We start from the raw sequence: 276 nt of genomic DNA, 5'->3' as shown, positions 1-276 counted from the left end.
CATGGCCGCGTACACGTTGTGCCCCGGACGGCGGCCGATCACCTCGTCCACGAAGCGCAGGTGGTCGTGGTACGCGCCCACCGTGCCGCAGACCATGCCGTCGGCGTCGCCCAGGTGCACCATCATCGCGCCGATCAGGGTCAGGCGGCGGCGCATCTCCACCCGCGCCATTTCCTTGGTGATGCCGCGGCGGCACATCAGTTCCCAGTACGTCGTCCAGTACTGGTGGAAACGCTCGTCGTATTCCGGGTTGGTCACCTCGACGTCCTCGCCCAG

At 67.4% G+C, this 276-nt stretch carries 1 protein-coding gene; it reads right to left on the bottom strand.

What is annotated here, in order from left to right; all coding sequences use genetic code 11:
* A partial coding sequence (locus JL37_RS29645) for a phosphate acyltransferase (protein ID WP_043549078.1) occupies positions 1-276 on the bottom strand: 276 nt, incomplete at both ends.

This window comes from Achromobacter sp. RTa, assembly GCF_000757485.1.
In the GTDB taxonomy this organism is placed as follows: domain Bacteria; phylum Pseudomonadota; class Gammaproteobacteria; order Burkholderiales; family Burkholderiaceae_B; genus Achromobacter.
This window is presented reverse-complemented; position numbering and strand designations above follow the sequence as displayed.